This window comes from Pseudarthrobacter sp. R1 (assembly GCF_024494415.1).
Lineage (GTDB): Bacteria > Actinomycetota > Actinomycetes > Actinomycetales > Micrococcaceae > Arthrobacter.
Genome location: NZ_JAMKFI010000007.1, coordinates 334,291 through 356,231 on the forward strand (window position 1 = coordinate 334,291; position 21,941 = coordinate 356,231).

A 21,941-nucleotide genomic window follows, 5' to 3' on the forward strand; every position below is an offset into this window, starting at 1 on the left:
TCCCGAAACGCTAGGAGATTTCCAAGGCGATCCGGCGCTGGGGCGGGGGACCCACCACTGTCAGGTCCATCTCGGCCTGGGCACGGCCGAAGCCTTCCATGTCCATGTAAGGCTGGCCGCCCTCGGTGTACATGTAGTCCTCGGTGGGCTTGTTGAAGTACTCAAAGAAGCCGTTGAAGACAGACGGCGTGAGGAAGCCCAGCATCTGGGTGTTGTGGGAGTCCAGCGCGAAGGAGTGGATGGTGCCGGCCGGGGCGTGCACAAAGTCGCCCTTGGTCAGCAGCATCTCCCGGCCATTCGCGTAGAGCCACATGCGGCCCTCGGTAACGAGGAAGTTCTCGGTGTGCTGCTCGTGGAAGTGCAGCGGGATGTAGGGCGTCTTGGCGCCCTTGGTGTGCACGGCGAAGTAGTTCGAGCCGGTGTTGGCGGGCCGGGACAGGTAAGTGAAAATCGTCTGGTAGCTGACCAGCCGCTCACCCTCGTGCGCACTGAGGAAGTAGGGGCTTTGTGTGGGCGGCAGGCCGGCGTCGTGCTTGAAGGACGGTTCCACCCGCTCAACGTCCGGGAACGTGATGCCGAACTCGGCGCCAACCTCTGCCTGTTCCTGGAGGCTGGCCGTATGGCCGGCACGGACGGGCGGGATGTGGGAGTCGATGGGCGTGCCGACGCGCTCGTAGTAGGCCTCGGCGCCGCCGGGCGTCATCCAGTTGAGGAAGCGCGTGTAGTGGCTGGCCATGCGGTAGGCGTGGGGCGTGTTGGGCGGGATGACCACCGAGTCACCGGGGGTGAGGATACGGCTTTCGCCGGGGAGCCAGACGTGCAGGATACCGTCGAAGACATAGAGGGTCTTGTGTTCCACCGCGTGGCTCACGAACGGCGATTCCGCACCCATGCCGCCCGAGATGTAGGCGGCGCTGAAGATTCCGCCGGTGTCCGCCGCGCGGGCGATGACGGTCACGAGCTGGCTGTTGATCTCGTAGCGGGCGCCTTCGCCTGATGCCATGTAGTAGGGGACAGCTTCGCCGGGCAGGGTGTTGGCCACCGGCAGTTGCTGGTTCATTTCCTCCACGCTGAGGGACATGGTTCCTTCTTTCCAGTCGTCCGGCTGCGCCGGAATGTGACCTCCATCATGGCGTGCTATTACTCCGGCCTGGAGCCGGAATTTCATTGGGTGAAAGGCCAGTGTGCTGCTTCAGCCTTTGCTGGGATGCTGGCAGACATGCCTACACCACCAGGAGTACCAGCCGGATGAGCCTTGCCACCACCGTCACCCTCGCCGAAGGAACGGTCCGGGGAACCGCGCTTTCCATCCACGGCGTCGAGGTCCGCCGCTTCCTCGGCATCCCTGACGCAGGTTCCTCCGCCGGGGAGCGCCGTTTCCTGCCACCGGTCCCCGTTCCTGCCTGGGCGGGTGTGCTGGATTGCACGGCGCCTGGCCCTGCGGCGCCGCAGAATCCGGAAACTCCTGCTCCTCCGGGCCGGACGGCCAGGACCTGGAGCGAAAGTGATTGCCTGAACCTGAACGTCTGGGCACCTTCTGCGGGCGGCAGGCAGCTGCCCGTGATGGTGTGGATCCACGGCGGCGCGTACTTGTATGGCTCGGGCAGTGACGGTATGTACGACGGCGCCAATCTCGCGGGTGCCACCGGCACGGTTGTGGTGACCATCAATTACCGGCTGGGCGCGTTGGGCTTGCTGCATCTGGTTGAGCTCCTGGGTCCGGAGTATGCGGACTCCTCCAACCTCGCGCTTCTCGATCAACTGGAAGCATTGCGCTGGGTCAGGAAGAACGTTGCCGCGTTCGGCGGGGACCCGGGGAACGTAACGATCTTCGGGGAGTCGGCGGGTGCTGCCGCCGTTGGGACCCTGCTGGGAATGCCTGCTTCCCCTGGCTTGTTCCGTCGGGCGATCATGCAAAGCGGCACCGCTGAGAGGTACCGCAGTGCCGGGGAGTCCTCCCGCATCAGCCTCCAATTCCTGGAATTGTGCGGGCTGGATCCGGCTGGCGCAGGCGAACTCCTGACACTTCCGGTGGAGCGGCTGCTCGAGGCGCAGGAGAAGCTGGACCAGCGGGCTGGGGCGGAAACGTTCGCGGTTTCGCTGCCTTTCAAGCCCACCGTGGGGACACCCTCCCTTCCGGTGCCTCCGCTCGAGGCGATCCGGAACGGCCTGAACGCTGACGTGGACCTGCTGATCGGGACGAACCTGAACGAGGGGTCCTTCGCGGTGGAAATGCGCCCGAAGAACCCCACGGAGCCTTCGTACGAGGGCCGGGCCGCCTCATTGCTGGCGGAGGCCGGTGCCCCTGGGCGCGAGGCGGAGTATGGGCAGGCGCTTGCCTCGGCGTTGAAAGGTGAACCCAGTGGAAAGCAGCTGCTGGAAGCGGCCATTTCCGACGTCGTATACCGGCAGCCCAGCAACCGGCTGTTTGATGCCCGCCACGGCTCCGAGGGTAAGACCTTTTCTTATCTCTTCACTTGGCGGAGTCCTGCCATGGGCGGGAAGCTGGGGGCTTGCCATGCCCTGGACGTCCCGTTCGTGTTCCGGCAGCTCGGGTCGCCTGAGGCCGAGTTCCTCACGCGGGGGAGGGCGCCGGAGAGTTTGGGCGACATGATGAGCACTGCTTGGGCGCTCTTCGCGTCTGCTGGCCAGCCCGCGGCTCCCGGTTTGCCGGATTGGCCGGAGTGCGGGCCCAGCCGTAGAACGATGATTCTGGATGAGCTGCCCCGTCTGGAAGAGGACCCCCGCCGGGACCTGCGCCAGTTCTGGGCGGGGGTCTGAACCGGCTGTACCCTACGCCTTCGTCAGCCGGTACCGCTCGATTTGTTTGAGCCGCCGCAGGAGGCTGTCGCGGCGCGGGTGCGGGACGGCGTCGGCCGCTTCGGCCGTGAGGTCAATGTGTTTTGTGCCGTACTGCCACAGCAGCAGGTCATCGAGCAGCCGGTCCGGACCGGGGGAGTAGCGGTGGTCCAGGGCCTTGCGGACTTCGGTGATGCGGTTGGCGCTCAGCAGCCCGGCGAGCTGCATGGTCTGGTTAAGTCCGTGTGCGGCGAGGAGCTCCGCGGCCCAGCCCCAGTCGTCATCCACCTTGCGGTCCACATGCGGGAGCAGGGTGCGCCACACGTCGCGGATCCGGTTGGGTGTCAGCGGCGCGGCGCCCTCGCCCTCAGTGTCCCAAAAGCTGCGCACTTCCTCGTACCGTTCATGCAGGTCCGCGAAGGCCGTTTCCACCGTTTCCAGCATCGCCGCCGTGGCCGTGAACTGCCGGTCGAAGTGCGGCGTCCAGGCGCGCGGGTCCTCGGCCTTGAACCGGATGTCGTGCTCGATCTCGCTCCAGGCGTGCGCAAAAATCGTGCGGATCTGGCATTCAAAGAAGTAGCTGCCGTTGGGCTGGGCATCCGGGTTGAAGACCTGCTGGTACTCCTTGACGGCCTCGTTCTGGATGGTCCGCAGGATCAGGTGCCGGCTGGAATAGCCGTAGGTGCCGGACTCGATGGAGCCGATGTCCTTCTCCCGGTCCCCGCGGCAGTCGAACAGCTGCCGCTGCCGCTTGATGATGTTGGCCACCGCGGCATTCTCGGCCGGCAGCTTGGTGATCACCCTGATGCCCACCATGTCATTCAGCGTCCGGAACGGGTCCGGGAACTTCAGCACCGGCGGACCGCCCGGCTCCAGCGGCTCCTCGATCCGGGAAATCTTCTCCTTGAACGATTCCACCGTTTTGGTGCGCCCGGTGACGAACAGCGGGGTGACCTCACTGTCCTTCAGCATGTCCCGCATCAGCAGCAGGACATCCCGCGTTACCAGTTTCAGGGCAGGCCGGACGCGCTCATAGATCTCCACGTTCTGCTGTACAGATTCGCGCAGGATAGGGTCCAGGCTGTCCCAGTTACTTGGCATAGTCCCAGCTTACGGCCGGGCACAGACAGAACGACGGCGGCTGGAACCGTCAGCGTTCCGCGGCAACAGTGGATCCGCGCACCACGAGTGAACTCTCCAGCGTGGCCCCGGTCTGCTCCAGTACCTTTCCCTCCATCAGGCGGCGCAGCTGCTCCCCGGCCTTAAGGCCCAGCGAAGTGGCGGGCAGGTGGACGCTGGTGAGGCCGGGATTGCTCGTGGCCGAATAGGGGAGGTCATCAAAGCCGGCCACCGCCAGCTCCTCGGGTATCCGCACCCCTGCCACGCGCGCCTCCTGCAGCACGCCGTAGGCGTGGGTATCGGTACCGCAGACGACGGCGGTCACCCCCTCGCGCTGCCACGCCGGCCAGGCGGATGCGAACGCGGCGGCCGCCGTGCCGACGTCGATGGTGGTGCTGATGATGCGGTCCTGCCCTACGCTGATGCCGCGGGCCGCCGCCTCCTCCAGGAAGGCTTTCCGCCGCAGGGCAAAGGTTTCCGTGCCGGTGACGCTGTCCACGTACGCCGCCTCCCGGTGCCCGGCGTCGGCGAGGTGCGCTGCGAGTTCCCGCGCTCCGCTGGCCACGTCCAGGTTCACCGACGGCGCGTACGCCTCCAGCCCGGGAGCGTCCAGCAGGACTAGCGGCGACGGCGACGCGAGGTCTTCGAGGAAGCCGGCGCTGGGCGCGTCCACCAGCAGCCCGGCCGGACGCAGGGACATCAGCCGCCGGACGTCGTCGGCCTGGGGGAACTCGCCCGCCTCGGTGACCGACAACAGCAGCTGGTACTGCGAACCCAGGGACTCCCGCACTCCGGCGATCACCTTGGCGAAGAACGGGTTGGAGATGTCCGGCGCCACCAGGATCACGATGGAGCTCACGCCTTTGGCGAGGGAACTGCCGATGCCGTCCACCACGTAGCCGAGTTCGGCGATGGCCTCCCGGACCCTGGAAACGTTGTCCTCGGAAACACGGCCCGCAGTCTTGCCGTTGGCCACCAGCGAGACGGTGGCGGTGGAGACGCCGGCACGGGCAGCGACCATCGCCGCCGTGATCCGCCGCGAACGCGCGGGCTGGTGCGACTGTTCCGCGAATTCCATACTTTGATCGTAGTAGGCGATGGACCAGCTTCAGGTCAGCCGGAGGACAGCACTACCCGTCGAGGCCCAGTTCCTTGATGACCCCTGCCACCCGGCGGCGTTGGTCCACGCTCAGCCCCTGGATCGGCAGGGGCAGGCAGGCCCCCGGAGCCAGTCCGAGCTGCTCCGCGATGGCGGCGACCACCCTGATGCTCCCGCCGAATTCGGCAAACAGGTTCCACAGCGGCGCAAGCCGCCCGGACTCGGCCAGGGCGTCGGCGATTCGGCCCTCCCGTGCAGCCCTGGTGATTCCCAAAGCAAGGGCTGGCAAGGTGCCGCCGATGACGGAGCACCAGGCATCGCACCCGGCCGCCAGCCCGGCGGCGGCGTGTGCATCACCGGAGACGCCGATGGTCACCGACGCCGGGACAACAGCACGGATCTCCTGGAGCCGGGCCGCTGCCTGCTCCAGGCCGCCCGGCACGCCCGGTATCTTGATGGACGCGATCCGCGGCAGCGCGGCGATCCGCCCGTAGAGCTCGGTGCTGAACGTGAAGTGGGTGGTCCCCGGGTTGTCATAGACAACGACGGGCAATGACGTGTGCGCCGTGACCGTCCGGAAGAGTTCAAACACGTCGTCCTCCGTCAGCGGTTGATACGTCATCGGCGCAAGCAGCAGGCCGGCAGCGCCGGCCAGCTCGGCGTTCTCCGCGTTGGCCAGCACCTGCGACGTCCGCAGCGCCCCGATCCCAACAATCACCGGGGTGGAACCGGCATGCTCCACCGCCAGCCGGGCAACACGGCTCCGCTCCTCCCCGCTCAGGTAAGCGTAGGAACCGGTGGAGCCAAGGGCCGTGATGGAATCAACGCCCGCCCAGTGCAGCCGTTTCACCATGCGGACGAACGAAGCCTCGTCCACGCCATCGTGAGCCAGTGGGGTGAGCGGAAACGCGCTCAAGCCAGTGAACATCGGCTCAACCCACAAAGTCGAGATCGGCGGGGCTGGCTGCCTGCTTCCTGGGCGAACGGCGCCTGCCACCGCGCTGCGCCGCGGCACCGGCCAGGACCACCAACAGGATTCCCGCCACCTGGATGGCAGAGGGTTGCTGATGCAGGATGAGCAGTCCGAGGAGGACGCCGACGGCGGGTTCGAGGGCCATCAGCGTTCCAAACGCGGTGGGTGTCATCCTGCGCAGGGCCAGCATTTCCAGCGCGAACGGCAGCACGGGCAACAGCAGGGCCAGCCCGGCGGCGGCAGCCAGAATGTCAAGGCTGAGGTGGCCTGCGGCCTGCGGGATTCCGACGACGGCGGCCGTCACCGCTGCGATGGGCACCGTGAGGGTGAGCGCGCCGATGCCGGTGAACCGGTCGCCGATCCGCTGGGTGAGGAGGATGTAAAAGCCCCAGGCGACGGCTGCCAGGGCGGCGAAGGCGACACCGGCCGGATTGAAGTCGCCCTGCCAGGGCTGGGTCAGCAGGACCACGCCCACCAGCGCCAGCGCAGGCCAGGCGAGGGCCTTCCGGTTGTGGCTGCGGATGGCGGCCACCGTCAGCGGACCCAGAAACTCAATGGCGACGGCGGTCCCGAGCGGTATGTGCTCCACCGCGGCGAGGAACCCGATGGTCATCACGCCAGTGGTAATCCCGAGGCCGAGCAGCGGCAGCACGTCCGGACGCCGGATGGAGCGCAGCGGCGGTCGGCCAATCGCGAGCAGGATGATCGCTCCCATGCTCAGGCGCAGCCACGCGGTGCCGGCCGGGCCCACGTCCTCGATCAGGCCCACGGAGAGGGCTGAGCCCAACTGGACCGAGAGGATTGCGGTGACGGCCAGCCCCCACGGCGGTACCGGAACGTTTCGCTTGAGCATGTCAGTTTCCTTCGGTGGTTGATGGGTCCGTGGCGTTAACTTCCGGGCGGTGCCCTGAGCCAACGCCCGGTTCGAAGACCGCCAGCGAGAACGTGGCCGGTTCGTTGGCCGGGTTGGCGTATGAGTGCTCGACGTCGCCAGGGAAGGAGACGGCGTCACCGGCCTCAAGGACGAAGGTTTCGCTGGCAACCACAACCGTGACGGATCCCCCGCGGACCTGGAGCAGTTCCTTGGTCCCGGCTGCGTGGGCTTCGCTCTCGTGCCGGTCACCGGGCGTTAGGGTCCAGTCCCACAGCTCAACCACGTCGGGGGACTCAGTTCCGGCCACCAGCACGCCGCGGCCGCCGGAGGCAGAACTCCAGAGGGCTGCGCCGTTGCCGCTCCGGGTGACCGTCACGGGCCTGGGCTGCGGCGAGTCCACCAGGGCCGGCAATCCGATGCCCAGGGCGTCACTGATTCGAAGCAGGGTCCCCACGCTGGGATTCGCAGCGCCCTGTTCGACGTTGACCACCATGCGGCGGCTCACTCCCGCGGCTTCTGCCAGCTGGTCCAGGGTCCAGCCCCGCGACTGGCGTTCCTGCCGGACCCGGCTGCCGATCGCCGCCGCCAAGGCTGATGTGCTTTTATCCATTAGTGCATCATACTGCACCTTTAGTGCACTTCTAGCATGCGCCGGAAGGAGGGGGAGTGTGGGTTGAGGGAGCCCTTCCTTAGGGGGACGCCAGGTGGGACGATGCCCTTATGAGCGATATAAGCGGAGGGGGCACGCGCGATCTTGGTCCCCACCAGCATGCGCATGCGGCACCCAGTACCCAGCAGATGAGGACCGTCGGGCAGCGCCGGCGGGACGCCGAGGAGAAGTTGGAACACCACCTTCAGGAAGCACGCCAAAAGCACGAACATCACGCCGTTGAGGGCGAGCCGGAGGTGGGGCTGGCCGGCACCGTCCAGCCTTAGTACGCCATTCCGCGAAACGGACCGAAAGGAGAACCTGCAGCCCCATAGACTGCGGGCATCAAGCGCTTGACCTGCAGCTACGTCAAGCGCTTGACGTGATGCTGCTAACGGTGCCATGATCTTTCCTGAACGCTTTCGCTCCCCGCGCTGCGGCTAATACACCCGGCGCGGGCCCCAATGACGTGGAGATCATCGTGGAACCCACCGCCCAGTCCCTCAGGGGGCATTCCCCCGACCGCAAGAAAATCATTCTCGACTGCGACCCCGGGCATGACGACGCTGTGGCGTTGCTGCTCGCGCACGGCAACCCGGACATCGAACTGCTGGCCGTCACCACGGTGGTGGGAAATCAGACCCTCGAAAAGGTCACCCGCAACGCGCTGGCCGTCGGCACCATCGCCGGCATCGCCGGTGTTCCCTTCGCCGCCGGCTGCGGGCGCCCCCTCGTCCGCAGCATCGAAACCGCCCCGGACATCCACGGCGACAGCGGCATGGACGGCCCCGCCCTCCCCGAGTCCACCATCGAGCTGGACCCGCGGCACGCCGTCGACCTCATCATCGACACCGTGATGGCCCACGAACCGGGAACCGTCACCCTGGTGCCTACAGCCGGCCTGACCAACATCGCCATGGCGGCCCGCAAGGAACCGCGCATCGTGGAACGCGTAAAGGAAGTTGTCCTGATGGGCGGCGGCTACCACGTGGGCAACTGGAGTGCCGTGGCCGAATTCAACATCATCATCGATCCCGAAGCCGCCCACATCGTCTTCAACGAAAAGTGGCCGGTGGTCATGGTGGGCCTTGACCTCACCCACCAGGCGCTCGCCACCCCGGACGTGGTGGAAAAGATCGCGGCAATCGGCACGAAGCCGGCGAAGTTCGTCACGGAACTGATGGACTTCTTCGCCCATACCTACAAGGACGCCCAGGGCTTCGACTCCCCGCCGGTCCACGATCCCTGCGCCGTTGCCTATGTCATCGACCCCACCATCGTCAGCACCCGCAAGGTGCCGGTAAACATCGAGCTGCAGGGAACCCTGACGCTCGGCATGACGGTGGCGGACTTCCGTGCGCCGGCGCCGGCTGACTGCCACACGAGCGTCGCCGTCGACCTCGACCACGAGAGATTCTGGAACCTCGTCACCGACGCACTGGCCGCCATCGGTGAGCCCCTCGGCCGTGAGGGCGGCAGCATCGCCAACGCGGCCGACGTCGAACGCCGGGAACCTGCCCACCTCACCGCCGGGGGCGTCAAGTAATGGCTGCCACCATTCTCGAACCCAAGGCAACCCGCGGCAACGTCACCGCCCTGATGGTCGCCCTGCTGGCGGCCTGCGTGGCCTTCCAGCTCAACGCTTCCATGCTCAGCCCCGCCCTGGTGACCATGGGCGAGGAGCTCAACACGGACCAGGCCGTCATTGGCCTCTCGCAGACATGGTTCTTTACCGCGGCCGCCCTGTTCTCCCTGTTCCTGCCCCGCCTGAGCGACATTGTGGGCCGCAAAAAGATCCTGGTGGGCATGATGCTGCTCATGGCCGTCGGATCGGTCATCGCAGCCCTCGCCCCGGACGTCACCTGGCTCTTTGTTGGCCGCATCATCCAGGGCGTCAGCGGCCCCACCGTGCCGCTCTGCCTGATCATGCTGCGCTCCGCAGTGAGCAACCCCCGCAAGTACGGGACGCTGATGGGCCTCATTACGGCCGTCAACGGCGGCGTGGCCGGCGTCGACTCCTTTGTAGGCGGCTACTTCGCCGAGCACTTCGGGTTCCGCAGCATCTTCTGGCTCATGGTGGTGCTGGCACTGGTGGCCACCGCACTGATCGCCTTCCTGGCCGGCGAAAGCAAGCCGGCCGCCGGCACGCGGATGGACTGGCTGGGCGTGTTCTTCATCGTTGTTGCCGTGGGTGCGCTGCTGACTGCCCTGAACGAAGGCGCCAAGCTGGTGGGCGCCTTCTCGTCCGGCACCCTGATGCTGAGCCTTGCGCTGGTACTGGTGTCCGCCGTCGCCTTCTATGCCTTCTGGACCGTGGAGAAGCGGGCGAAGCAGCCGATGGTGGAAACCGTGCACCTGCGCCAGCGCTCCACCTGGGCGCCGCTGCTGACCACCACCCTGACCATGACCGGCATTTTCGCCGTCATCAACGGAATCGTCCCCGCCTACGTCCAGGCGGCCGACGGCTTCGGCATCGGGCCCACCGAAATGTCGCTGATCATCCTCACCCCGTACGCCCTGCTGGGGTGGATTGTGGGGCCGCTCAGCGGGAAGCTCGCCCCCGTGCTGGGCTACACCAAGGTGCTGCGGATCGGCCTCCTCGGCAGCATCGCGGCGCTGGCCATCATGGCGTTCTTTGGCCTGGGCAGCCTGCCCCTGATGATCGCCGGCACGGTCTTGCTGGGCATCATGTACGCCGGTACGGTCAACATCATGCTCAACGGACTCGGCGTTGTCCTCTCGCCCGCGGGGAACCCCGGCTTCCTGCCCGGCATGAACGCCGGCGCCTTCAACCTCGGCGCCGGCCTCAGCTTCCTGGTGCTCCCCGCCGTCCTGGTGGCCACCTCCGCCCTGGGTGACGCCAGGGCCTCCTACCTCACGGTGATCGTGGTGGGCCTCGCCCTCACTGTGGCGGCCTTCGCCGCCTCGCTGCTGATCCCCAAACCGATTGAAGCCGAGGTGGCCGAATGAACGCAGCTGCCGTAAAGAACGGCCGGATCGTCGTTGTTGGCTCCCTGAACGCGGACCTGACCATCTACTGTGAACGCCTCCCGCTCCCGGGCGAGACCGTGCATGGCAACGGGTTCGCCGTGAACCCGGGCGGCAAGAGCGCCAACCAGGCGGTGGCCGCGAGCCGGCTGGGCGGGATCGTCAGCCTTGTCGGCGCGGTGGGGGAGGACCCCAACGGCGACATGCTGCTCTCCTCCGCGGCCGGCGCGGGGGTGGACGTCGGGCATGTCCGGGCGTCGCGTGAGCCTACGGGTGTCGCGGTTATCGCCGTGGACGCCAGCGGCGAGAACAACATCATCATCTCCGCCGGTGCCAACGGCACGCTCTCACCGGCGGACGTGGCGGAGGCCTCGGACGTTCTGGACGACGCCGCCGTCGTCTGCCTCTGCCTGGAAGTCGGCATGGAGACGGTGCTGGCAGCGGCGCAGGCAGGGCACGACGCCGGCGCAGCAGTTCTGCTGAACCTCTCGCCGTACGGTGAGGTTCCGGAGGCGCTGACTGGCCTCACCGATGTCCTGCTGGTCAACGCCCATGAGGCCGCGCTGTTCCTGGGTGACGGCGCCGCCGTTCCCGGCCCGGAGGCGGCCGCCGGGGAATGGGACAAGGTTCGGATGCGGTTTGTGGAGCGGGGGATCCGGCAGGTCCTGGTGACGCTCGGTTCGCAGGGTTCGGTGGTGCTGGATTCGCTGGCCGCCGAGGGCCGGCAGGTGGTGCGGATCGCGCCCACGAAGGTGAAGGCCGTGGACACCACCGGGGCGGGCGATGCCTTCACGGGGGCCGTTGCCGTCCGGCTCGCCGCCGGCCATGCGCTCGCCGACGCCGCTGCCTTTGCCTCGGTGGCTGCTGCCCTGGCCACCACCCGGAAGGGAACGCAGGCTGCGTACCCGGAGGCGGCTGACGTGGCGCGGCTGCTCGGGAGATAGCCGCCCTCGGTGGGGCCTTGAGGAAGGCCCCACCCGGTCGGATCAACTGCGGGACAGGTCTTTGCTGAGCCCTGCGCTGGTGCCGGCGGCAGCCATGGCGTGCGGGACCGCCAGGAGGGCAACCACGGCCAGGGCACCCGCTGCTGCGAAGACGTAGAAACCCCACGGGTAGGCGATGCCGGCGGCGACCAGGCCGCCTGTCACAGCAGGTCCCGCGATGGCGCCGACGCGGCCCACGCCGGCAGCGAACCCGAGTGCCGTTGCGCGCAGGCGGGCCGGGAACAACTGGCTGACCCAGGCGTAAACGAGGACCTGGGAACTGAAGACAAACACTCCTGTAACGAACACGAGGGCGTTCAGCAGGACCGCGTTGTCCACCTTGATGCTCAAGAGGCCAAGGCACACCGCCGAAAGGCCAAACCACAGCAACACGACGGGTTTGGTTCCGTGCTTGTCAGCCAGGATGCCGGCGATGATGAGTCCGGCAACAGCGCCGAGGTTCAGGACAAGTAGCAGGGAAAGCCCTGCGCTGACAGGGTATCCAGCGGAAGCCATCAGTTGCGGAAGCCAGGTGTTCAGGCCGTATACCAGCAGCAGCCCCATGAACGACGCCGCACCGATCGCCGCGGCAATCAGGGGGTAGGGCTTTTTCACCAGGTTCCGGAACCCGGTCTGCTCCTCTGTCCGGGCAGCCCGGGCTGCGGGCAGGGTCTCGGGCAGTTTGAACCACAGGAACGGCAGGAGGACCAGGCCGGAAACGCCTCCCACCACGAACATGATGCGCCAATCAGGAATGACGATCATCGCCAGGAACGCTGTGGCCACCGCACCGACGTGGTACCCAGTCATCGTGCGGGTGGTTGACTTACCGGCGGAACCTGCCGGGGCATAGTCGTTCATGTAGGCAAGGGCGGCCGGCAGGCATGCCCCAAGCCCGGCCCCGGCCAAAAGCCGAAGAGCCCCAAAAACGGCAACATTCGGAGCCCACACCACAGCGAGGGTTAGCAGCGAGAACCAGAGCACGCAGGCAACCAGCAGGTTCCGGCGCCCGAAGCGGTCCGAGAGCGGTGCGATAAAGAGCGCCCCCAGGCCCACGCCCACGAGGGATATCGTGGCGACGAAAGTAGCGCCCACCGCGTCAAAGCCAAGCTCGCCGGTCTTGATCAGGGTGGGAATGACGGTGCCGAGCACCACGAGGTCAAAGCCGTCCAGGACCATGGCCAGCCAGCAGAGCCACACCGGCCAGCGGGACGGGCGGGCAGAAGGGGAAGTTGTCATGGAATCCTCATTGATTTAGGGAAAAGAAGTGAAGCGCAACCAAACGAGAGCTCTGCCACAGCCATCCGTGACCCACGGCATGCCCTTGTCCGTCGACAAGAGTACAGCCATGTTCATTTCACGCACAAAAGTTCGCTTGTCGAACACTAGGGTTGGGAGTCGCTGCGGCGGGTAGTCTCGGCTCATGACTGGCTTCCGTCGTCGGACCTTCCTCGTCGGCGCAGCTGCGGCAGGCGCCGGCCTCGCCGCCTGCGCAGGGGTGCCGCCAAGCGGCCAGCCACCCGAAAGAGCAGCGGAGGACCCCATCAACGAAGCAGCAGTCCAACGGCACCGGTACCAGTACGGCGATGACCCGAGCCAGTGGGGCGAACTGTTCCTTCCGGAGCTGCCTGATGACGGTAAGCCCCGCGGCGTGGTGGTGGTCATCCACGGCGGCTACTGGCGCTCGCGGTACGGTGCGGAGCTGGGGGAGCCGCTGGCAGCGGACCTTGCTGCCCAGGGGTTGGCTGCCTGGAACCTGGAGTACCGCCGTGCGGGAAACGGCGGCGGCTGGCCGCACACCTTCCAGGACATTTTGGCGGGCGTCGACAAGCTTGGCGAGCTCGCCGGTCCGTATCCCCTGGACCTGACCAGGGTGGTGGCGCTTGGCCATTCGGCCGGCGGGCATCTGGCGGTGTGGGCGGCAGGGCGGGACCGATTGGGCGGGCTGGGGCTGGAGGCCGAGCACTTAGAAGCGGGCGCGAGTACTGACGGCGTCCGCCTCACCGGGGTGGTGAGCCAGTCCGGGGTGCTCAACCTGGCCGAAGCCGAAAGGCTCAACCTCAGCAACGGTGCGGTGGCCAACCTGCTGGGCGGCCCGTCGTCGGACTTTCCTGGCCGTCACCGGTACGCGGATCCGATGGCAGCGTTGCCCCTGTCCGTTCCCGTTTACACGGTCCACACAACGGGGGACGAGGACGTGCCGCTTAGCATGTCGTCGTCCTACGTTGAGGCGAGCCGGACCGGGTCCACTCCCGCACAGCTGGTCACGGTACCCGGGGACCACTTCGCATTGATCGATCCCGAAGCGCCCGCATACCTAAGGTGCCGGGAGCTGGTCCAGGAGCTCCTGCGCTGAGCGGGGCGGCGGGCAGAAGCGGCGGATTGTCCTGCCGTACAGTGGCGGCCATGGACATTCCCTGGCTGCAAGGCACCTGGACGCACCCGCCCGTTTCCGCCGTCGAGCGCGGAACGGACCTGCTGGTCACAGCGAAGGAGGGCAGTGATGCGTGGCGGACCACCTCGTACGGCTTCATCCATGACAGCGAGCATGCGCTGCTGGCGCCGTTCCCGGACGGATCGGCGGTGGAGGTGGAATTTACTGCAGCATTTTCGGAGCAGTTCGACCAGGCCGGTGTTTTTGTGCGGGTGTCAGCTGAGCACTGGATCAAAGCGGGTGTGGAGTTTGCGGACGGCGCGTGCCAGCTGGGGGCAGTGGTCACCGACGGGAAGTCCGACTGGTCCCTGGCGCCGGTGCCCGCGTGGAGCGGATCCCGCGTCCTCATCCGGGTCAGCCGGAGCGGTGATGCCCTAACCATCCGGGCGGGGGCAGCCGGCGGGCCGCTCCAGCTGGTCCGGGTAGTATCGCTGGATCCGGCTGCGGAAGCCAGCGCCGGGCCCTTCACCTGTGCGCCCACCAGGGCCGGCCTTACCGTGCCCTTCCACGCCTGGCGGGCCATGGAGCCGGACGGCGCCCTGCACTGAGCGTTTGTCCCGCCCACGTCACGGACCGCCGCCGAACGGCCTCTTCTGGCAGAGTATGACCATGCTCACTGTTATTGGCGAAGGCCTTGTTGACGTTGTCCAGCGCGCCTCAGGAATTGAAGCGCACGTGGGTGGCAGCCCGCTGAACGTTGCGGTGGGCCTGGCCCGCCTTGACCACCCTGTGCAGTTCATCGGCCGGTATGGCCGGGACGCGTACGGCGATTCGGTCGCGGCACACCTGCGCTCCAGTTCCGTGATGCTTCCGCTCGGCCCTGATGAACTGCCCACCAGCGTGGCCACCGCCCTGATCGACGACGACGGCGCCGCCACCTACACGTTCGACCTCACCTGGGAGCTCCCCGGCATCGCCGACCGGCTTGCCTTTATGCTGCAGGGCACCACCCTGCTGCACACCGGATCGATCGCGACCATGCTGGCGCCGGGTGCCACGGATGTCCTCGCCGCCGTCGAATACGCCCACCCGCGCGCCACCATCAGCTTCGACCCCAACTGCCGGCCCAGCATCATCACGGATGTGGATTACGCGCGCCGCCACGCGGAGAAGTTCGTGTCCCTGGCGGACGTGGTGAAGGCATCGGACGAGGACCTGGCCTGGCTCTACCCGGACCTGGACGTGCTGGACGCCGCCCGCCGCTGGCTTGACCTGGGCGGCAATGAAGGGCCCGCCATGGTGGTGGTCACCCGCGGAGCCGACGGACCATGGGGAGTGACCAGGGCGGGCGAGGCGCAGGCCGAGGCCCCGCGGGTTGAGGTGGCAGACACCGTGGGCGCGGGCGATTCCTTCATGGCGGCGCTGCTCTCCGGCCTGGTGGACCGCGGCCTGGACGGCGCCCAGAACCGCAAGGACCTGCGTGAACTTCCCGCTGAGGGCCTGGCCGAACTCCTGGCTCATGCTGCCAAGGCGGCCGCAGTCACGGTGTCACGGCCCGGTGCCAACCCGCCCACCAGGGCTGAGCTGAACGGGGCGTCCGGGGAGAGTTAGGCAGAATACTCACAAACTTAGGTGTGAAACCGACATAATGCTGTTACGCTGGTTTTGCACCTAGAGAGAGTGAGCAATGATGCTTCTCGAAAGAGACCTCATCCAGTCCGTCGGCTTCCGCAACGTCACCGAAGGCGGGCGCGTGACCGGCTTCCAGTTCCGCGTCCGGATGCCTTCCTACCGCGGCATGGCCGCGTCGCTGATCGACGGTATTGCAGTCCGAGTGGGCAACCTCGTGGACGTCGGCCCTGGCGTTCCGCTGTGGACTTTCGGCGGGCGGACCTACACCCTGCAGCAGCTCTGGGAGAGCGACGGCGTCCGGTGGCCCCTTGAGGAGGCGGCAGTGGTCACCGTTCCGCTCGACGGCGGCCTGCCGCAGGGCGTCCATGAACTCGCCATTGAACTGCGGCTGCGGATGTCCTATATACCTGTCGAGCACCAGCCCACCACCCACCGGGTCAGCCGGAAAGTAACGTTGGCACCGGAAGGCGGCGACGGTACCTTCCGCTACGGCGTTTCCCTTTACAGCTTTATGGGCGATTACGGCACCGTGATGGACCTGGAAACCGCCTTGGCCGCCGTCGCTGACGTGGGCGCCACCGGCGTCGAAATCCTCGGCGAGGGCCACGTCCCCGGCTACCCGGAACCTTCCCCGGCGTGGATCGACAACTGGTTCAGCCTGCTCGAGAAGTACTCGCTGGAACCGACGAACTACGGCTCCTGGATTGACACCCGGCTGCACCCGGGCCGGACCATGACTGCTGCCGAAGGTTCGGAGGCTCTGCAGCGGGACCTCAGGCTTGCGCACCGGCTTGGCTTCGGCTTCGTGCGGCCCAAGATCGGCGTTGTCTCCAGTGACCTGGTTCCGGACCCGATCTGGACGGAGTCTGTGGAACGTTCCCTCGACCTGGCCCACGAGCTGGGAGTTATCATCTGCCCCGAGATCCACTCGCCCACGCCCATCAAGCACCCCGTCGTCGAGGACTACATCGGCCTCATTGAACGGACCGGAACCAAAAACTTCGGCCTGCTCATCGACACGGGAATCTTCCAGGACCGGCCTATCCCGCTGCGTGAAGGGGAGACCCGCGAAACCCGGCCCGCGTTCCTGGACGGCATCGGCGTCGATCCCGCCGACTTCGCGGACATCGCCCAGTACGTGGTGTTCATTCAGGCGAAGTTCCACGACATCAACGAGCAGCTGGAGGACCAGCAGATTCCCTGGCGCCCGGTGCTGAAAGCTCTCAAAGACTCGGGCTACACCGGTTATCTCTCCAGTGAATACGAAGGCGAACGCACTCCCTGGCGTGCCATGGAGCAGGTGCGGCGGCAGCACTCCCTCATCCGCCGCATCGCGTCCGAACTTCCCTGATCCCTTCCATCCCACGAACAAAGAGAACAACCATGCCAAACGGACTCCTTGACGATTCAAGCCTCCGCGCCCACCCCGAGGGTTTCGCGCTGGCCCTCACCCTGCCGTGGTACCGGAGCCTGTGGCTCTCCTCGGTCTCAGCCCTGCGGCTCACTGTTGACGGCCAGGCAGTTCCCACGGAGGACCTGTCCCTTGAACTGGGCGGTGTCCGCTACACCCTTCCCGACCTGCCGGCGCAAAGCGAAACCCTTTGGTACCTGCAGGAACACCCCCTGCTCATCGCGAACCGGGACACCCCTCTGGCCCTGGGCGAGCAACACACCATCCAGCTTATTGGGGAGCTGCGCCTGCCCTACATGCAGATCGCCCCGGGCCAGGACGGCGGTCCCGGCATGTACGTCCCCAACTTCGTGAACCAAACGCTGGAGCTGACCGTCACGGACAGGGCTGCCGCGGTTCCGGAACTCACGACGGCGCTCACGCCGCCTCCGCCGAAGGCCACCGACGATCCGTTCTCGCTGGGCCTCACCCTGTACTCAGCCAGTGCCGAGTTCCGGGCCGGCTGGTACGACTTTGACGGCCTGCTGAACCGCGTGGCGGAACTGGGCATCGGCCCGGGAATCGAAATTGTGGCATCCCAGGTGCTGCCCACTTATCCGCACGTGACCGATGACTTCGCCCGTTCCTGGCAGGAGGCCTTCGACAAACACGGCTTCACCGCCAGCTCCTTCGGCGCGAACCTGGACATGGGGCGCCGCCGCGACCGCGACATGACCCCGGACGAGGAGTATGAGTTCACGCAGACGCTCTTCCGCGGCGCCAAGAAGCTGGGCTTCCCGCTGGTCCGCATCCAGAGCGCCAAGCCTGAACTGCTGCGCCGGCTCCTGCCGCTCGCCGAGGACCTGGAGCTCAAGCTGGCCTACGAGATCCACGCACCGCTGGGCCCCAACTCGCCCGAGATCATGAAGGTCCGCGACGTCTACGCCGAGCTTGACTCACCACTGCTGGGGTTCGTGGCGGACTTCTCCTCCACGATGCACAGCATGTCGCCCACGCTCCTGCGGGCCGTCCGCCGAGCCGGGCTCGACGACGAAGCCATCCAAAAGCTGCAGGCGATCTGGGCCACCGACGCCCCGATGCGGGCAAGGCAGGAGGAGTTCATCAGCTACCTCCGCGGACGGGACTTCGATCCGGCCCGCCTCGGTTCCTTCGCGCACCTTGCCTTCAACATGCACGGCCGCGTCAGCCCGAAGGACTGGGCGGACATCATGCCGCAGATCATGCACGTCCACGCGAAGTTCTACGACATCGACGAGCAGGGCAACGAGCCGGCCATCGACTATCCGGAACTCGTGCGGGTATTCGTCGAGGGCGGGTACCGCGGCTACTGGTCCAGCGAGTGGGAGGGCCATGCCTTCGCCGAGCTCGGCGAGGTTGATCCGCTGCTGCTGGTCCGCAAGCAGCACGACCTCATCCGCAAGAGCATGCGGTCGGCGCTGGCACCAGCCTGACCCTGACCGATTGCCTCAGTGCCCGTCCGTTCCAACGGCGGGTACTGAGGCGTTTAAGGGCGCAAAGGCGTTTAAGGGCAGGCAGGCGTTCGAGCACTCACGGCGTTTACGGGGCTTCCTTGGCCGCGGCCGCTGCGACGATCTCGCCAGCCTCTTTAAACAGGTCCCGCATCCACTCGTGCTCCGAATCCCGGTTGTGCACGGGATGCCACCACAGGGCGTTGACCAGCTGCATGGCATCGAAGGGCAGCGGCAGGATCCGCACCCCGCCCACCCGCAGTGCGAACGGCACCAGTGCGGCCTGAATGAGCGCGATGCGGTTGGTGCCCACCACAAAGTGCGGCAAGGACTGGAAGCTCTCCACCACTACGTCCACGCGGGGCTCAACGCCGAGCTGCATGATCTGGCGTTCCGCCGAGGTTGACGCCGAGCGGGTTTGGTAGGTCATCACCCAGGGAAGCTCGGCGATGTTCTCCATGGTGATTTTCTCGCCGACGGCGTTATTCGAGGAAGAGACGACGGCGACCCAACCGTCCCGCCACAGGTCCAGGTACGGCGGCCCGGTCAGGAAGCCGTGCGGAATCACCATGCCGTCCACCGAACGCAGGCGGTTGGCGGCATCCTCCACCACCATCGGGTTGTGCAGCATAAACCGGAATCGGACCCCGGGGGCTCGCTCGGCGGCAAGCTCGGAAACCACCCGCCCGATGGTGGTAAAGCCATAATCGGAGCCGTAGATGGAGAATTCCCGCTCTGATTCGCTGGGCTCCCACGTGGCCTGGCTCTCGAAAACCCGGCGAGCGGCCTCAAGTGCTGTGGTTGTGTGTTCCGCCAGGCGCAGCGCGAAGGGAGTGAGTTCGTAGGCGTTGCCGCGGCGGGCCAGGATGGGATCCCCAAAATGGGACCGGAGCCGCGCCAGCGAAGCACTCAGTGCCGGCTGGCTCAGATGGAGCCGCTCGGCCGCCCTCGTCACGCTCCGCTCGGTAATGAGGGCATCCAGCGAGATCAGCAGGTTGAGGTCGAGCCGGGAAAGCAGGACATTATTCGTCACGGCACGGCGATCTTTCAACGGTGAACTTTCGTCCCGCCAGTGTATCAGCGGCATCAATACGAGCCGTGTGGTGCATCACATTCTCCAATGCAGGGGGAGCTTCCGCAGACCCCCGTGAAACTTATGTCTCCTATCGGCAATACTTATGTGCTTTTTCTGCACATCTCCTGCATACTGATGAGTGACCGGGGTCACGGCTCCCGGATATTTTTCGACAACGAAGTCAGAAAGGCTGGACATGACACAGCACCGTCGCTATTCGGGCCTGAAGGTCGGCGCCCTCGCCGTCCCCACCATCGCAGCCCTCGTCCTTGCCGGCTGCTCGGCCCCCGCCGGCAGCAACGCCTCCTCCGGCGGCTCGAAGGAATTTTCCCTGTCCTTTGCTACCTCCAACACCATCGAAAGCCCCTTCCAGGTCCTGGGGGAGAAGTACATGGAGGCAAACCCGGACGTGAAGATTACGTTCAACCCGCAGCCCAACGACTCCTATGACCAGACCCTCCGGACCCAGCTGCAGGCCGGCAACGCCTCGGACATCGTGGTGACTTCGCCCGGCAGCGGCCAGGGACGCAGTATCCTGCCGCTGGCGGAGGCCGGGTTCCTTGAGCCGCTGGACGATGCCGCCAAGGAGCTCCTGCCTGAAGGGAGTGCCAGCACCTTCGGCCCGGAAGGCAAGGTTTTCGGCCAGGCTACGGCCATCACCGTGTCCGCCCTGGTCACGAACGAGACTGCGGCTAAGGCTGCCGGCGAGTTCCCCGCGGACTTCGCGGCTCTTGAAGAGCAGTGCAGAACCCTCGAATCGTCCGGGAAATCCCTCTTCGCCCTTGCCGGTGCAGCGCCTCCCAATACGGGCCTTACCGCGATGTCGCTGGCAGCCTCCCGCGTTTACGGGGAAGACCCCCAGTGGAACGAAAAGCGCGCGGCCAAGGAAGTCACCTTCGCAGGCTCGGAGGGATGGAAATCGGCACTCGAAGCAGTCAACACCCTGAAGGACGCGGGCTGCTTCCAGAAGGGCGCCGCAGGTGCCGGTTTTGACGCCATCACCAAGGGCCTTGCCAGCGGTACGTCTCTGGCAGGATTTATCCCGGCCACGAGCTGGAAGCAGCTGCAGTCCGCTGCTGCCGGCTCCGAATTCGGCGTGCGCGCCCTCCCGGCCGAGAGCCCGGACAAGAGCTTCGTCTACGCCAGCGCCAACTACGCCTTCTCCATCAACGCGGCCGCCAAGAACAAGGAGGCGGCCAAAGCCTTCCTTGCTTGGGCGGCTGAACCTGAGCAGACCAAGGCTTTCGCGGAAATCGACGGCGCCCTTCCGGTCACCGGCCTGGACACCTACGACTTCGACGGCGGCGCCTACAAGAACATCGGCGACCTGATCAAGGACGGCAAGTACGGCCCCCTGCCCAACAGCCAGTGGCCTAACTCCGCCGTGTACGACGCGCTGGCCACAGGGGTCCAGGGCATCATCACCGGCCAGAAGAGCCCTGACCAGGTCCTGCAGGCCATGGACGCCGCCTGGGGCCAGTAAGCCGTTCCCATCAACGTTCCGACCACTCAAAGGGACAAGCAAGGAATACCATGACTGCGACGATGCAACCGAAAAGCGAAGCAGCAGAAGCACCCCGGCGAGGCAGGCGCACTCCGGGGGCGGGGCAGAACACCCGCTCCCGGGGCCGCGGCCTGGAGTTCGGACACTGGTGGTGGGCCCTGCCGGGAATCGCCCTGGTGTTTGCCATCCACTACGTGGCAACCGGGATCGGCGGATTCTTCGCCTTTACCAACTGGACGGGCATCGGCTCGTTCAAAATCACCGGCTGGGCCAACTTCGAGGCCATCTTCAAGGACCCCACAAAAGTGGGGGCCCTCTCCAACACCCTTTTCCTGGCCTTTGGCTCGGTTCTCCTGGGCAATATCGCCGGACTGGTCATTGCGTTGGGCCTGAACCGGGTCCTCAAGACGCGCTACATCCTCCGGACCCTCTTCTTTATGCCGGTGGTGCTCAGCCCGCTGGCGACGGCCTACATCTGGAAATACATCTTCGACTTCGACGGTCCGCTCAATGCCTTCCTTACGGCAATAGGTGCCGGCGACCAGGCGAAGCCGTGGCTGGCCGACCCGCAATGGGCCATTTGGACCGTCCTGGTGGTGCTTGTCTGGTCTTCAACCGGCTTTGCCATGGTGATTTTTATGGCCGGCCTGGCCGGTGTCCCGGTGGAAGTCGAGGAAGCGGCCGCCATTGACGGTGCCAACCTGTGGCAGCGGTTCCGGAACGTTATCCTGCCCGCCATCCGTCCCGCCGTCGCCATCGCCACCACGCTGGGAATCGTCCAGGGACTGCGCGTCTTCGACCCCATCATGGCGCTCACCGGCGGCGGCCCCGCAGGGGCCACCGAAACGCTGGCCACCCAGGTCTACAAGCAGGCCTTTGCGCTCGGGAACTTTGGGGGCGGTGCCGCCCTGGCCCTGGTGCTCGCCGCCATCATCCTGATCTTCGCCGTACTCCAGCAGCGGCTGACGCGTTCGAACCCTGAGGACTAAGCC

Annotated in this window: 20 protein-coding genes; 12 read left to right on the forward strand and 8 right to left on the reverse strand. The window is 66.3% G+C overall.

All coding sequences use genetic code 11. The features are described 5' to 3' along the window. Positions 1–10: 10 nt before the first annotated feature. Positions 11–1,081, reverse strand: coding sequence for a quercetin 2,3-dioxygenase (locus M8J71_RS09360; protein WP_256247633.1), 1,071 nt, complete (start codon positions 1,079–1,081; stop codon positions 11–13). A gap of 167 nt (positions 1,082–1,248) precedes the next feature. On the opposite strand from M8J71_RS09360, the gene M8J71_RS09365 reads away from it, so the two are divergent. Further along, positions 1,249–2,781 carry a carboxylesterase/lipase family protein gene (locus M8J71_RS09365; protein WP_256247634.1) on the forward strand — a complete coding sequence of 511 codons (1,533 nt, stop codon included), beginning with the start codon at positions 1,249–1,251 and terminating at the stop codon, positions 2,779–2,781. A 12-nt stretch (positions 2,782–2,793) separates the two neighbouring features. Here M8J71_RS09365 and M8J71_RS09370 read toward each other — a convergent pair whose 3' ends face one another. The 5 genes from M8J71_RS09370 to M8J71_RS09390 all read right to left on the reverse strand — a co-directional run bounded on the left by M8J71_RS09370 (position 2,794) and on the right by M8J71_RS09390 (position 7,474). Next, positions 2,794–3,900, reverse strand: a complete 1,107-nt coding sequence (locus M8J71_RS09370; RefSeq protein ID WP_256247635.1) for a GTP pyrophosphokinase — start codon at positions 3,898–3,900, stop codon at positions 2,794–2,796. 49 nt (positions 3,901–3,949) lie between these two features. Beyond that, the gene (locus M8J71_RS09375) at positions 3,950–4,939 is read right to left on the reverse strand and encodes a LacI family DNA-binding transcriptional regulator (protein ID WP_374114833.1); all 990 of its coding nucleotides are present in this window, start codon (positions 4,937–4,939) and stop codon (positions 3,950–3,952) included. A 109-nt stretch (positions 4,940–5,048) separates the two neighbouring features. Then, positions 5,049–5,945: a dihydrodipicolinate synthase family protein gene (locus M8J71_RS09380; RefSeq protein WP_256247637.1), complete on the reverse strand. Its 897-nt coding sequence runs from the start codon at positions 5,943–5,945 to the stop codon at positions 5,049–5,051. 4 nt (positions 5,946–5,949) lie between these two features. Continuing rightward, the gene (locus M8J71_RS09385; RefSeq protein ID WP_256247638.1) at positions 5,950–6,843 is read right to left on the reverse strand and encodes an EamA family transporter; all 894 of its coding nucleotides are present in this window, start codon (positions 6,841–6,843) and stop codon (positions 5,950–5,952) included. 1 nt (position 6,844) lies between these two features. Continuing rightward, positions 6,845–7,474, reverse strand: a complete 630-nt coding sequence (locus tag M8J71_RS09390; protein WP_256247639.1) for a helix-turn-helix domain-containing protein — start codon at positions 7,472–7,474, stop codon at positions 6,845–6,847. A 110-nt stretch (positions 7,475–7,584) separates the two neighbouring features. Here M8J71_RS09390 and M8J71_RS09395 point away from each other — a divergent pair, with 110 nt between their 5' ends. The 4 genes from M8J71_RS09395 to M8J71_RS09410 all read left to right on the forward strand — a co-directional run bounded on the left by M8J71_RS09395 (position 7,585) and on the right by M8J71_RS09410 (position 11,445). Next, positions 7,585–7,800 (forward strand): hypothetical protein, encoded by a 216-nt coding sequence (locus M8J71_RS09395; protein WP_256247640.1) that lies wholly within the window; start codon positions 7,585–7,587, stop codon positions 7,798–7,800. A gap of 194 nt (positions 7,801–7,994) precedes the next feature. Beyond that, a complete protein-coding gene (gene uriH / locus M8J71_RS09400) occupies positions 7,995–9,059 on the forward strand; it encodes a uridine-preferring nucleoside hydrolase UriH (RefSeq protein ID WP_256247641.1) in 1,065 nt (354 codons plus the stop codon). Next, positions 9,059–10,483: a uridine transporter UriT gene (gene uriT / locus M8J71_RS09405; RefSeq protein WP_256247642.1), complete on the forward strand. Its 1,425-nt coding sequence runs from the start codon at positions 9,059–9,061 to the stop codon at positions 10,481–10,483. The genes uriH and uriT overlap by 1 nt, the downstream gene beginning before the upstream one ends. Then, positions 10,480–11,445, forward strand: coding sequence for a ribokinase (locus M8J71_RS09410; protein WP_256247643.1), 966 nt, complete (start codon positions 10,480–10,482; stop codon positions 11,443–11,445). The genes uriT and M8J71_RS09410 overlap by 4 nt, the downstream gene beginning before the upstream one ends. A gap of 42 nt (positions 11,446–11,487) precedes the next feature. Here M8J71_RS09410 and M8J71_RS09415 read toward each other — a convergent pair whose 3' ends face one another. Then, on the reverse strand, positions 11,488–12,723 hold the full coding sequence (locus M8J71_RS09415; protein ID WP_256247644.1) for an MFS transporter: 1,236 nt from the start codon (positions 12,721–12,723) through the stop codon (positions 11,488–11,490). 184 nt (positions 12,724–12,907) lie between these two features. Between M8J71_RS09415 and M8J71_RS09420 the strand changes: the two genes are divergently transcribed. The 5 genes from M8J71_RS09420 (at position 12,908) to M8J71_RS09440 (ending at position 18,352) form a co-directional block, all read left to right on the forward strand. Continuing rightward, positions 12,908–13,840: an alpha/beta hydrolase gene (locus M8J71_RS09420; protein WP_256247645.1), complete on the forward strand. Its 933-nt coding sequence runs from the start codon at positions 12,908–12,910 to the stop codon at positions 13,838–13,840. A gap of 50 nt (positions 13,841–13,890) precedes the next feature. Further along, positions 13,891–14,466, forward strand: coding sequence for a DUF1349 domain-containing protein (locus tag M8J71_RS09425; RefSeq protein ID WP_256247646.1), 576 nt, complete (start codon positions 13,891–13,893; stop codon positions 14,464–14,466). Between the two features lie 61 nt (positions 14,467–14,527). Further along, on the forward strand, positions 14,528–15,469 hold the full coding sequence (locus M8J71_RS09430) for a carbohydrate kinase family protein (RefSeq protein WP_256247647.1): 942 nt from the start codon (positions 14,528–14,530) through the stop codon (positions 15,467–15,469). A 79-nt stretch (positions 15,470–15,548) separates the two neighbouring features. Then, a complete protein-coding gene (locus tag M8J71_RS09435) occupies positions 15,549–16,841 on the forward strand; it encodes a C-glycoside deglycosidase beta subunit domain-containing protein (protein ID WP_256247875.1) in 1,293 nt (430 codons plus the stop codon). 32 nt (positions 16,842–16,873) lie between these two features. After that, positions 16,874–18,352: a C-glycoside deglycosidase beta subunit domain-containing protein gene (locus tag M8J71_RS09440; protein WP_256247648.1), complete on the forward strand. Its 1,479-nt coding sequence runs from the start codon at positions 16,874–16,876 to the stop codon at positions 18,350–18,352. Positions 18,353–18,458: 106 nt separating this feature from the next. Here the strand turns inward: M8J71_RS09440 and M8J71_RS09445 are convergent, their stop codons facing one another. Next, positions 18,459–19,403: a LysR family transcriptional regulator gene (locus M8J71_RS09445; protein ID WP_256247649.1), complete on the reverse strand. Its 945-nt coding sequence runs from the start codon at positions 19,401–19,403 to the stop codon at positions 18,459–18,461. A gap of 238 nt (positions 19,404–19,641) precedes the next feature. Here M8J71_RS09445 and M8J71_RS09450 point away from each other — a divergent pair, with 238 nt between their 5' ends. After that, positions 19,642–20,928 carry an ABC transporter substrate-binding protein gene (locus tag M8J71_RS09450; RefSeq protein WP_256247650.1) on the forward strand — a complete coding sequence of 429 codons (1,287 nt, stop codon included), beginning with the start codon at positions 19,642–19,644 and terminating at the stop codon, positions 20,926–20,928. Positions 20,929–20,978: 50 nt separating this feature from the next. Then, a complete protein-coding gene (locus M8J71_RS09455; protein WP_163167109.1) occupies positions 20,979–21,938 on the forward strand; it encodes a carbohydrate ABC transporter permease in 960 nt (319 codons plus the stop codon). Positions 21,939–21,941: the final 3 nt, after the last annotated feature.

Excerpts from the sequence above, each read along its gene's own strand:
- M8J71_RS09360 (WP_256247633.1), bottom strand. The coding sequence starts at position 1,081 with ATGTCCCTCAGCGTGGAGGAAATGAACCAGCAACTGCCGGTGGCCAAC.
- M8J71_RS09365 (WP_256247634.1), top strand. The coding sequence starts at position 1,249 with ATGAGCCTTGCCACCACCGTCACCCTCGCCGAAGGAACGGTCCGGGGA.
- M8J71_RS09370 (WP_256247635.1), bottom strand. The coding sequence starts at position 3,900 with ATGCCAAGTAACTGGGACAGCCTGGACCCTATCCTGCGCGAATCTGTA.
- M8J71_RS09375 (WP_374114833.1), bottom strand. The coding sequence starts at position 4,939 with ATGGTCGCTGCCCGTGCCGGCGTCTCCACCGCCACCGTCTCGCTGGTG.
- M8J71_RS09380 (WP_256247637.1), bottom strand. The coding sequence starts at position 5,945 with ATGTTCACTGGCTTGAGCGCGTTTCCGCTCACCCCACTGGCTCACGAT.
- M8J71_RS09385 (WP_256247638.1), bottom strand. The coding sequence starts at position 6,843 with ATGCTCAAGCGAAACGTTCCGGTACCGCCGTGGGGGCTGGCCGTCACC.
- M8J71_RS09390 (WP_256247639.1), bottom strand. The coding sequence starts at position 7,474 with ATGGATAAAAGCACATCAGCCTTGGCGGCGGCGATCGGCAGCCGGGTC.
- M8J71_RS09395 (WP_256247640.1), top strand. The coding sequence starts at position 7,585 with ATGAGCGATATAAGCGGAGGGGGCACGCGCGATCTTGGTCCCCACCAG.
- uriT (WP_256247642.1), top strand. The coding sequence starts at position 9,059 with ATGGCTGCCACCATTCTCGAACCCAAGGCAACCCGCGGCAACGTCACC.
- M8J71_RS09410 (WP_256247643.1), top strand. The coding sequence starts at position 10,480 with ATGAACGCAGCTGCCGTAAAGAACGGCCGGATCGTCGTTGTTGGCTCC.
- M8J71_RS09415 (WP_256247644.1), bottom strand. The coding sequence starts at position 12,723 with ATGACAACTTCCCCTTCTGCCCGCCCGTCCCGCTGGCCGGTGTGGCTC.
- M8J71_RS09420 (WP_256247645.1), top strand. The coding sequence starts at position 12,908 with ATGACTGGCTTCCGTCGTCGGACCTTCCTCGTCGGCGCAGCTGCGGCA.
- M8J71_RS09425 (WP_256247646.1), top strand. The coding sequence starts at position 13,891 with ATGGACATTCCCTGGCTGCAAGGCACCTGGACGCACCCGCCCGTTTCC.
- M8J71_RS09430 (WP_256247647.1), top strand. The coding sequence starts at position 14,528 with ATGCTCACTGTTATTGGCGAAGGCCTTGTTGACGTTGTCCAGCGCGCC.
- M8J71_RS09435 (WP_256247875.1), top strand. The coding sequence starts at position 15,549 with ATGCTTCTCGAAAGAGACCTCATCCAGTCCGTCGGCTTCCGCAACGTC.
- M8J71_RS09440 (WP_256247648.1), top strand. The coding sequence starts at position 16,874 with ATGCCAAACGGACTCCTTGACGATTCAAGCCTCCGCGCCCACCCCGAG.
- M8J71_RS09450 (WP_256247650.1), top strand. The coding sequence starts at position 19,642 with ATGACACAGCACCGTCGCTATTCGGGCCTGAAGGTCGGCGCCCTCGCC.
- M8J71_RS09455 (WP_163167109.1), top strand. The coding sequence starts at position 20,979 with ATGACTGCGACGATGCAACCGAAAAGCGAAGCAGCAGAAGCACCCCGG.